This window comes from Acinetobacter sp. YH12208 (assembly GCF_013418055.1).
Lineage (GTDB): Bacteria > Pseudomonadota > Gammaproteobacteria > Pseudomonadales > Moraxellaceae > Acinetobacter > Acinetobacter pseudolwoffii.
The window spans coordinates 52,555-62,497 of record NZ_VPCT01000015.1 but is presented as its reverse complement, the minus strand read 5'-3'; the positions used below and the strand labels follow the sequence as shown (position 1 = coordinate 62,497).

At 44.3% G+C, this 9,943-nt stretch carries 14 protein-coding genes; 5 read left to right on the top strand and 9 right to left on the bottom strand.

The annotated features are described in order from the left end of the window. Positions 1–305: 305 nt before the first annotated feature. Positions 306–728, bottom strand: a complete 423-nt coding sequence (locus FTU95_RS12630; RefSeq protein WP_100329847.1) for a beta-lactamase hydrolase domain-containing protein — start codon at positions 726–728, stop codon at positions 306–308. Further along, positions 721–1,056 (bottom strand): TIGR01244 family sulfur transferase, encoded by a 336-nt coding sequence (locus tag FTU95_RS12625; RefSeq protein WP_005098133.1) that lies wholly within the window; start codon positions 1,054–1,056, stop codon positions 721–723. Before FTU95_RS12625 ends, FTU95_RS12630 begins: the two co-directional genes overlap by 8 nt. Positions 1,057–1,181: 125 nt before the next feature. Here FTU95_RS12625 and FTU95_RS12620 point away from each other — a divergent pair, with 125 nt between their 5' ends. The 3 genes from FTU95_RS12620 to FTU95_RS12610 are packed head-to-tail and all read left to right on the top strand — an operon-like array spanning position 1,182 to position 2,956. Continuing rightward, positions 1,182–2,078 carry an alpha/beta hydrolase gene (locus FTU95_RS12620; RefSeq protein WP_180078700.1) on the top strand — a complete coding sequence of 299 codons (897 nt, stop codon included), beginning with the start codon at positions 1,182–1,184 and terminating at the stop codon, positions 2,076–2,078. Next, positions 2,079–2,510: a thioredoxin TrxC gene (trxC, locus tag FTU95_RS12615; protein WP_005098120.1), complete on the top strand. Its 432-nt coding sequence runs from the start codon at positions 2,079–2,081 to the stop codon at positions 2,508–2,510. A 5-nt stretch (positions 2,511–2,515) separates the two neighbouring features. Continuing rightward, positions 2,516–2,956, top strand: coding sequence for an acyl-CoA thioesterase (locus tag FTU95_RS12610; RefSeq protein ID WP_218944670.1), 441 nt, complete (start codon positions 2,516–2,518; stop codon positions 2,954–2,956). A 62-nt stretch (positions 2,957–3,018) separates the two neighbouring features. Here the strand turns inward: FTU95_RS12610 and FTU95_RS12605 are convergent, their stop codons facing one another. Together FTU95_RS12605 and FTU95_RS12600 are read right to left on the bottom strand one after the other, a co-directional pair. Continuing rightward, on the bottom strand, positions 3,019–3,522 hold the full coding sequence (locus FTU95_RS12605) for a DUF4442 domain-containing protein (RefSeq protein ID WP_005098116.1): 504 nt from the start codon (positions 3,520–3,522) through the stop codon (positions 3,019–3,021). 28 nt (positions 3,523–3,550) lie between these two features. Then, positions 3,551–4,039, bottom strand: a complete 489-nt coding sequence (locus tag FTU95_RS12600; RefSeq protein WP_005098115.1) for a YajQ family cyclic di-GMP-binding protein — start codon at positions 4,037–4,039, stop codon at positions 3,551–3,553. Positions 4,040–4,130: 91 nt separating this feature from the next. Between FTU95_RS12600 and FTU95_RS12595 the strand changes: the two genes are divergently transcribed. Then, positions 4,131–4,445 carry a rhodanese-like domain-containing protein gene (locus FTU95_RS12595; RefSeq protein WP_005098114.1) on the top strand — a complete coding sequence of 105 codons (315 nt, stop codon included), beginning with the start codon at positions 4,131–4,133 and terminating at the stop codon, positions 4,443–4,445. A gap of 172 nt (positions 4,446–4,617) precedes the next feature. Here the strand turns inward: FTU95_RS12595 and mnmC are convergent, their stop codons facing one another. The 4 genes from mnmC to FTU95_RS12575 are packed head-to-tail and all read right to left on the bottom strand — an operon-like array spanning position 4,618 to position 8,010. Beyond that, positions 4,618–6,516 (bottom strand): FAD-dependent 5-carboxymethylaminomethyl-2-thiouridine(34) oxidoreductase MnmC, encoded by a 1,899-nt coding sequence (mnmC, locus tag FTU95_RS12590; protein WP_180078698.1) that lies wholly within the window; start codon positions 6,514–6,516, stop codon positions 4,618–4,620. A gap of 39 nt (positions 6,517–6,555) precedes the next feature. Beyond that, positions 6,556–7,062 (bottom strand): hypothetical protein, encoded by a 507-nt coding sequence (locus tag FTU95_RS12585; protein ID WP_100329844.1) that lies wholly within the window; start codon positions 7,060–7,062, stop codon positions 6,556–6,558. Positions 7,063–7,067: 5 nt separating this feature from the next. Beyond that, positions 7,068–7,370, bottom strand: a complete 303-nt coding sequence (locus FTU95_RS12580; protein WP_005098111.1) for a YciI family protein — start codon at positions 7,368–7,370, stop codon at positions 7,068–7,070. A 28-nt stretch (positions 7,371–7,398) separates the two neighbouring features. After that, complete coding sequence (locus tag FTU95_RS12575; RefSeq protein ID WP_005168649.1) at positions 7,399–8,010, bottom strand: septation protein IspZ; 612 nt, start codon at positions 8,008–8,010, stop codon at positions 7,399–7,401. Positions 8,011–8,054: 44 nt separating this feature from the next. On the opposite strand from FTU95_RS12575, the gene FTU95_RS12570 reads away from it, so the two are divergent. Then, on the top strand, positions 8,055–8,909 hold the full coding sequence (locus FTU95_RS12570; protein ID WP_005098107.1) for a PHP domain-containing protein: 855 nt from the start codon (positions 8,055–8,057) through the stop codon (positions 8,907–8,909). 74 nt (positions 8,910–8,983) lie between these two features. Here the strand turns inward: FTU95_RS12570 and FTU95_RS12565 are convergent, their stop codons facing one another. Then, complete coding sequence (locus FTU95_RS12565) at positions 8,984–9,895, bottom strand: bestrophin family protein (RefSeq protein ID WP_004281608.1); 912 nt, start codon at positions 9,893–9,895, stop codon at positions 8,984–8,986. Positions 9,896–9,943: the final 48 nt, after the last annotated feature.

The following is a 9,943-nucleotide window of genomic DNA, read 5'->3' as shown; positions in this document are numbered from 1 at the left end:
TATAATTAAATAGACAAAGATGATAAATTCTTCAATGGACATAACTGTAATTTTATTTTCTTGGTCGAAATTAAAGTGAGGTTATGTCCTTCTCATTTCAATGACTTAAAAAGTTGAGATTGGCGTATAAAGAATATAGTTTTACTATTTGAAGATTATCATATAAAAAAAATGGCGCAAAGAGCGCCATTCTCATTTGCTCAGAACCTTATAGAGTAGTTCCCACACTTACGCCTACAGTTGGCTTCAAGTTCATTGAACTACAGCCGATAAAGGTCAAGCTCAGACATAACACAACTAAGATTTTATTCATGAATCAATCCTTGAGATTTAGCCTGGTTAAACAAGGTCGCTGAACGTGTACCACTCCGGCAAACCATCAAAATAGGTTTAGGCAGTTCATTATAATATCGAGCAAATTCCTCAATATTGGCCTGAGAAAGCTGGCCACTCACCACAGGCTGATAAATTACACTCACTTGAGATTTCTCCGCAATGGAGCGTAATTGACTCACCGTGACATTATTGCCAGTTTCCTGATCCGGCCGGTTTACAATCACAGATTTGAAACCTTGCTGAATCAATTGCTGAAACTTGCTTAAGGTCATTTCACCTGACACACTCAGCGAAGAGGTCATTGCACGGCTGAGATCATTTGCGGCAAAACCAAGTGAGCTGACACTTAAACAGCTTGCCAGTACTACAATTTTCCAAAAAGACTTAGTCATCCAGCAGGTCCATCTGTTTTGCCAGTTGATATAAATTATTTGAGCGATTTCCAGTACGGCAGAACATCAGAATAGGTTTCGGTAATTCATTATAATGATTGGCAAAAGTACGTACATCGAGCTCAGTAATCTGACCAGCGACGACAGGCTGAAAGACATAATCCAGACCGGCACTGCGTGCAGCTTCTTCAATTTGTGCACTGGTCGGCTGCTCAGAACCACCTTCCATATCCGGGCGGTTATTGATAATAGATTTAAAACCTTTCTCGACCACCTGAGTCACGTGTTCCGGACCAATTTGACCAGCAAAGCCTACATTTTCGCTCATGACGCCACTCCATCATTTCATTTATATCGATATGCTTTATGATAGCATTAAGCGGAAAACATGCTGAAGCTGTTGTGAAATTTTTATAAATGATGATCACCATAAGATAACGCAATGGAGCGCGTATGCAGGCTTATACAGTTGAGCCACTGTATGTAAAAAGCGGTCAGGATGTGATTGCTGCAGATTTTTATTGGCCTAAAAATATAGAAAAACCGGCCGTGATCTTGATGGCCCATGGTCTGGCGGCCTTACGTCAATTTAAACTGGTGCACTATGCCCAGCATTTTGCCAGTGCCGGCTATGCGGTGGTGTTATTCGATTATCGCTATTGGGGCGGCAGTACCGGGCGACCGCGTGAGCTGGTATCCATTAATGCCCAGCTGGATGACTGGCGAACCATGATCAGGCATATTCAGGCACGTAAGTCGATTGATAGTCAACGGATCGTGCTCTGGGGAACTGCCTTAAGCGGAGGGCATGTACTCACTCTGGCAGCAGAACTGAAAAATATTCAGGCCGCAATGGTACAGGTGCCTTTTGTCGATGGGGCTGAAAGTGCCAGGTTTTATCCTTTGCAGCAACTCCCTAAGGCACTTAAGGTTTCTAGTCAGGACTATATGGGAAGCAAGGTCGGTATGCAGCCCAAAACCTTGCCGGTGGTCGATCCTTACGAGCTGTGTTTTATGCCGACACAGGACAGCTACGAGGGTTATCTGTCGATTGTGAATCCGGATTATTATTGGAGTGGTCAAATTCCTGCGCGGGTCTTTTTTAATTTAATGCGTTATCGCCCGATTCAGCAAGTTAGAAAAATCACCATTCCTGTGCTGTTTATTGCAGCAAAACTGGATAGTTTAATTCCGATTGAATCCAGTCGCGAAACCGTGACCAATCTTGCACCGTTTGTACAATATCAGGAGTGGAATATCCGGCATTTTGATATTTATCATGGTGAATGGTTTGAAAAAGCCGTTTCAACCCAATTAGAATTCCTACATCAACATATTGGAGTACGCTAGATGATTATTGTATGCCCAGAATGTCAGGCCAAAAATCGTGTTCCTGAAGATAAACTCACCGCCAACCCTGCCTGTGGTCAATGTCATCAGGCCCTGATTCCATTGGCGCCAATTGAATTAAATGAGCAGAATTTCAGCCAGTTTGTCACCCATAGTGATTTACCAATCCTGATTGATCTCTGGGCAGAATGGTGTGGCCCCTGTAAAATGATGGCACCGCATTTTGCGACTGTCGCGCAGCAATATCCAAACGTGGTTTTTGCAAAAATTGATACCGAAGCGAATCCGCGCTTAAGTTCAGCATTTAATGTTCGCAGTATTCCGACGCTGGTGTTGATGAATAAAAGCAACGAAATTGCTAGAATAAGCGGTGCATTACGATCAAGCGAACTACAAAAATGGCTTGATCAGCAGTTAAATACCCAACCCTAATTCAAATGCCTGGAGTGAATGTGTCAGATTCTCAAGTAAAACCAGAGGGGATTCTTTCCCTACAAACGATCGCAATGCCTGCAGATACCAACTGGAGTGGTGATGTGTTTGGTGGCTGGATCGTTTCACAAATGGACTTGGCAGGCGCGATTCACGCAGAACGATTTTCAAAGGGACGTTGTGCCACGATTTCGATTAACCAGATGACCTTTCTGGTTCCAGTGAAAGTCGGGGATGTCATTAGCTGTTATACCCAGATTTTAAAAGTTGGCAAGACCTCTATTCAGATGGAAATTGAAGTCTGGGACAGTCATGATGATTCACGTGCGCCGATTCGTGTCACAGAAGGAGTATTTACTTTTGTCGCGGTCGATGTAAAAGGCAATAAGCGTCTGATTCCAGAGGAAGCCAAACAGAAGTTTTTAGAGTCTCAAGCAGCCCAATGATTGAATGAGATATAAAAAAAATCCCAGAGATCATCTCTGGGATTTTTCTTGCGTAGAAAGAATTATGATTGCTTGAGCTGATCTTTGGCAATCCAGGCCCAGAGCATTTCACATTGAATCGGCGTTTCACCGGATTCATCCGTGACCGTGACCTGAACCAATGTTTCGCCTTTATCGGAGCTTTGCATGAGTGCTTGTTGCTCCGGCGTCAAGGTAGCGACTGCAGTCATGGCGCCTTTGGTCGGACGTTTAAAATCAATCTTCAAACTTTTGATTAATACAATCGCGGTATCCGGCACATTCATTGCCGTCACAAAGCCGGTCGCAGTTTCTGCCACTAAGGCCATGGCGCAGGCATGTACCTGACCAATATGGTTTTGCATGGCTTTATGGTTGGCGATTGTGACCACCACTTTTTCCCCACTGAGTTCTACATAGCGAATCTTGGCAGAACCTACCATGGGAATAATCCGACCAAAGGTTTTACTCAATAAAGTACTACGAATAGCTTGAGGTAGTCTGGAAGTAGCTTTTACCAGTTTGGTCAGTCGATTGCGATGCGTCATAATTCCTTCTTTAAGACACTGTGCGGTCTTAATCTTTAAAGTTATTGAACTGTAAAGGCAGACCAAATTGCTGTTCTTTTAAGAAGGTCATCACTTGTTGCAAAGTGTCGCGCTTCTTGTCCGTTACACGAATCTTGTCACCCTGAATAGAAGATTGCGCTTTAATGCCGCTTTCTTTAATGGCTTTATTGATTTTTTTTGCGGTATCAGAGTCAAGACCGTCTTTGAGCTTGATCACCTGAATCACGTTTTTACCAGAAGCGGTCATTTTCTGTGGATCGAGTGCCTGAATATCAACTTTGCGTTTAAAGAAATGACTTTCGAGCATGCTATACACTTGTTCACACTGGAAATCACTTTCAGTCGAAATCTTGATTTCCTTGTTTTTTTCATTCAGTTCAATAGAAACGTCCTGACCGCGGAAGTCAAAGCGGGTCGCAATTTCTTTTTGCGTGTTTTGAACTGCATGATTTACTTCAAAAATTTCTAATTCAGAAACAATATCGAAAGAAGGCATGGTTTAGACCTTTACAAATGGAAAGAATATCTGAGATGCTAGGGATGTTTTCTTCATTTGCCAAGTGTTGTTTACATCAAAGGAGTGCGCAATGATCCGTAAACAAGAAATTACAACATTTGAGTTCCCAGAAAATGCAATTATCTGGGATGTACGCGATACAAGTGCTTTTGCTGAAGCACACGTGAAAGGGGCGGTGAATCAGCCCATTAACGATCTTTCAGCAGAGAGCCTAACTCAGGTGTCAGCGGATCAACCCATTTACATCTTGTGTGGTGGGGGTAGTAAAGCTCCACGTGCTGCTGAAAAACTAGAGGGTTTTGACAGTTCACGTGAATATGTGATTCTGATGGGGGGTACTCGTGCCGCCCGTGATGCAGGCTTACCGCTTGAACAGGGTGCATAAGCATTCTGTTAAAAAAAAGCGCCGCAAGGCGCTTTTTTATTGGCTGAAATTTAATCCCTCCCAACCTCCCTTTTCTAAAGGGAGGAGCTACAGGCATTCTATTTATTCATAAAAGTATAAAAAGTCCCCCTTTAAAAAAGGGGGACTTAGAGGGATTCATGCAAAAGGGTAATTAAATTTGTGGCTTAAAATAAGGCTTCTTGGTTTTTACTTTCTTTTGAAAGCGGCTCACGCTGAGTTTTTTAACCAGACTTGCCGGAACAGGATAGGCTTCACCCAGAATCTGGGCGGCCAGAATTTCACTACAAAGGGGTGCAAATAAAAAGCCTTTGGAGCCTAGACCGGCAAAACTATAAATTTCCTGTTCAGGCTGCATTTTACCGAGTAAAGGAAAGTAATCCTGACTTTGGGCACGTAGCGCTGCACGGCCATGCCAGGTGTCCATCGGTGCTAATGACGCGGCATAATCTGGAAAGACGCTCTGGAGCAGCTCATGATTATGTGCATGATCTTCTGGGAGCACCTCTGTATCCTCCCGACCAGGATGGAAAGATGCACCGAGAATTAAATGTGTATCATCCAGTTGCATACAATACCCACCGTAGTTATAAGCAGTCTCTTTGCTTAAAGGCTGAGCGCTATTGTTTAGCCAGCTCACTTGTCCACGAATTGGCTTGAGTGCCGGATAATGCTCAAAGAATTGTGCTGTCTCGCGCGCGCTACAAACCAGCACATGATCAAACTGACCCAAACAATTTTCATTTTCAAAAAGTTTGGGTTGAGATAGCTGCTCAATTTTGGTGATTTTTGCTTGGATATATTTAATATTCGGATGCTGTAAAATTTCATCACGCAATTGATGCGGAGAAATAGTTCCTGCTGCTAAAAGTTTTAAACTTGAATATTCAGTATGCAGTTTCTGCTCATCCGCCGTTTGCACTGAAAGAATATGTGCTGGATATTCATTTGCCAGACTTAAAAGAGTCTCGGGATGTTTGAGTGCCAATTGACTGACCTGAATCGGTCGAAAGGCTTTGAATTTTGCATAATGAGTCAGCGCATGTTGCCAAGCCAAGGTCATTAAATGTTCTGCACTCTGCTCAATCGGGCAGAGTTTTGGGTTCAGGAGCGCAAGCGGGTTACCAGAACCACCAGCAAGTGGCGCTGATTGATCGTAAATCGTGACTTGGCGGCCACGCTGCGCAAAGGCCCAAGCAGCACTTAAACCTGCGATTCCGGCACCAATAACCGCAATCTGGCGTATGTTAAATTCAAGTTCAGGATTTAATGCTGTTTTTTTTTGAGTAATATCCTGATCTGCACCCGAATTGGCTGGTTCAGATGGATTCCAGATGGCTTTGAGCATTTCACGTTTATGTCCAAAACCTCTTGGACGTGAAATGGAAATCCCATGATTCTTTAGGCCACGTTTCAGGACACCTGCGACACTAAAAGAAGCGAAAGTGGTGCCGATCTCGGATAAACGCACAATATTATTTAAAACATTTTCTTCCCACATGTCTGGATTACAAGACGGCGCAAAACCATCCAGAAACCAGGCATTGACGGCAGCTGTTTTTTTCATGACAGGAAATACATCATGGGCATCTCCGAGCCACAAGTCGATTGAGAAACGTTCTTCCGGGAAGCTTAAACGGTGGCAGCCTGCAATTGGCATCGGATATTGGGAAATCAGGTGATCTGCCAATGGCTTGAGTTCAGGCCAGACATTTAAAGCGCGAATCAGATCGGGTTTAGAGAGCGGAAATTTCTCCACTGAAATCGCATGCAAATGACTGTGATTGTCCGGACGGGTCTGTTGCCAGAGCTGCCATAACGCCAGAATATTCAGGCCTGTGCCAAAGCCGGTTTCGCCCACACAAAAATATTCAAACGGTTTTAAGTCAGTCAGGCGGGTCGGCAGGTCATTGCCATTTAAAAAAACATGGCGGGTTTCCAGCAAACCATTGTCTTTAGAAAAATAAACATCGCCAAACTGTTTAGAGACAGGCACTTCAATGCCATCCACCAATTGCCAATCGAGATCGGCGGTTTGAATTGCATGCGACAAAACGACTACAACCTTAAATAAGTCCGAAAGGGGAGTAGATTACCATTGACGGCGACGTTTGGTATAAACGTAACTGGCAATCAGAAAGCCCAGCAAAACGCCCACGGCCAACGTGGCAGCACCATACAGGAACATCTGCGCACTGCGTTCGCTTTGTAAAACCTGTACTTGCACGCCAAGATTGTCATTTCTGAGCTGTAGTTCCTGATTTTGTGCTAACGCTTCCAGATTGGCTTTTTCCAGCTGTTGCAGACGTGTCGCCTGATCTTTCACCAAGGCTTTTACTTTGGCATCTTGCTGAGCTTTATTTCTGGCGAGTTCTTCAGCAGTCAGTGGCTTATTTCCAGTTGCCGGAAGGGCTTGAGATGCTGTTGCAGCCACAGGGATGATTGCAGGTTTTGGCGTAGCAGTGGGGGGTGCGACTGCAGCTTGTACAGCGGCGGCGGCGACACTGTTCGGTGTTGTCTGAACTGTGGCAACTTCTACTGCCCATACAGAATGAAAGGTACAACAGAGGCCAATAACACTGGCAAGAACAACACGCATAAACCTTATCCTTGAGGGAATGCTTTGTTAAACGGTTTCACATCAATCTGTGCATATACACCTTCTTTCAGGAAGGGTTCATCCTCTAGCCAGGTATCCAGGTCTTCACGGCTGTCAAAATCGACAATGATGGTACTGCCATAAAAGCCGGCTTGTGGATTACTCGGATCTTTCGGCATCGCGCCTGCAACAATCAGACGGCCTTCATCATTCAGCTTTTGCAAGCGGGCAAGATGTTGTGGACGAATGGCAAGACGTTTCTCCACTGTACCTTCCTGATCGGTACAGCTAACGACAAATAATGGCATGATGATTCTCAATCGTTTGTAGTTGGATTTATTCAGCAGTCTTAAAGTATTTACGCAATACAATAAACTGGATAATGATAAAGGAAAACATCACGATCATGTCACCGAATGCCGTGAATTCGCCCCAATATTTTCCATCCAGCCACAAGTAGGCAAAGAAGGTATGTAAAAATGACATCAGTGCAAACATGGCGACCCAGGCATAGTTCAGTTTGATCCAGCCTTTTTCACTTAAGTTGAAAACCGGGCCAAACAGACGCTGAATCAGTGGCTTTTTATCTTTACTAAACCAAGGCGACAGCAGGAATACGCCCGCAAAGACCAGATTCAGCAATACCGCCTTTAAACGGATATAGAAATCGTCGCTCAGCATCAGAGTGATCCCACCAAAAATCACGGTCATAAACAGCACAATCCATTGCTGCTTATCCAAGCGGAATTTTTGCATGACAAATAACGCACCATAGACCACCAGCATAGCAATAATCAGACCAGTGGTTGCCACAAGAATATTATTATTGTCGACACCCCCCGCAGAACCGATCAATTGCAAAAGTTGATGGTCAGTGTCTTTTGGATCTACAGTTTTATATAAATAAAAGAAAATAATGAGTGGCACAAAGTCTAAAAGTGCTTTCATGTTAGAGTATCTAAATCTGATTAAATAAATGTCATAGTATAGAGATGCACGGCGTAGATTTACATACACATAGCAATATTTCTGATGGAACTTTAACTCCACAGCAATTGGTCGAGGCTGCCGTAGAGAAATCGGTGCATACTTTGGCATTGACAGATCACGACACTATGGATGGCCTGGAACTGGCACAAGAAGCCGCTAAAAATCATGAGATTAAGATCATTTCTGGGGTGGAAATCTCCAGCCAGTGGTCACGTCCAGCCACCAAGAAAAATTATGGCGTGCATATTGTTGCACTGAATATGCAAAATCCTGAGCCTTTACAAAAAGCCCTCAATCAGCAGAAGAAAATCAGGGCGGAACGCTCGAAACAGATCTGTGACTTACTGATTCCTTTAATTGGTCAGGATATTTATGCCGATGTACTGGTCAAAGTCGATAATATCCCTGATCGGGTAACACGGACGCATATTGCCAAAACCTTAGTAGAAAAGGGCATTGTGACTCGCCCGCAACAGGCTTTTGATAAGTACATCAAGGAAGGTAAGAAAGCCTATGTCAAATTTGATGGCTTGAGTCTTGAAGACACGGTTCAGGTGATTCATGAAAGTGGCGGTTTTGCAGTGCTGGCACATCCGACCAAATATGACCTATCTGCAACCAACATTCGTTACCTGATCGAGATCTTTGCCAAGTTTGGTGGCGACGCCGTTGAACTGCCGCCAGCGGTAGATCCAAGTTCTACTCGCCAGATGGTCGATCGGATGATTGCGGAGCATCGTCTGAAAGTTTCGATTGGCAGTGACTTTCATGGCGACCATATGCCATGGATCAGACTCGGGAATGTGCCGAGCCTAAAACCGGGACAAGTCGGGATTTGGGAGAGTTTTGTTGATTGAGTGCTTTACTCGAACTTTGTTCTTGCAAAGCAGAAGTGCCCTTTGCTGATAGAAAAGGGCAAGAGAAAAATAAATTACAGTAGGTTATGATCTTTGGCCTGAATCGGTGGTGGGGTTGGTTTGCCTAATGTGCCTAAGAGTTCAATTTCAATGGTACGTACCATCGAATCGAGTGGCAAATCATTACTTTGCGTGCCAAAAGGTTCTTCAATTTCTGAGCTTAAGGCATCTAGTCCTAAAAAGGTATAAGCTAAAATACCGACCAGTAAAGGCGTAAATAAACCTAATGTTGAACCCAGGCTAAAGGGCAAAATAAAACAGAAAAAATAGACGGTACGATTCAGCAAGACTGAATAGGCAAAAGGTAAAGGCGTCGTCGCAATCCGGTCACAACCAGTCTGGACAATACTCAACTCCGCCACGTGATTATTCATCTGCATATAGATGATGTCTGAGATTTCACCTTCTTTGAGCGCCTGCATTAACTCCCATTGAATCAGGCTTAAGGTATATTGCGGCGCGTTGGCCTGTTGATAGAGCTGGGTCACAGCTTGCTGGCTCATGCCGCTGGTTTCAACCAGTTCGGTCGGATTGGCTGTCTGATGGCGTAGCCGGTCACGGAGAACATTGGCAAAGACAATCACGTGCTGAATTACACGTTCACGGCGACCTTGAGACAGCATCCGGCAATCCCGGTCAAAATGTCGTGAATTGGCAATCAGAATACCCCAGAGTTTGCGGGCTTCCCACCAGCGGTCATAACAGGCCGAATTCTTAAATCCGAGAAAGATCGACAGTACCACCCCAATCAGGGTAAAGCCGACTAGGGGCAATTCTGGAAAATGAAAATAACCAATATGTGACAAGCCACCAATGATGGCTGACATCAGCATGACCACGCCTAAAGGCGGTAAAACTTTAGGTAAAATCGTCCCCCGCCAGGAAAACAGCAGTTTAAAAACAGTCGGCTGGTCACGTACGATCATTTATTGGAATCATCACAATTTTTTTCATGATCTTGTGGAGTTGTGTCT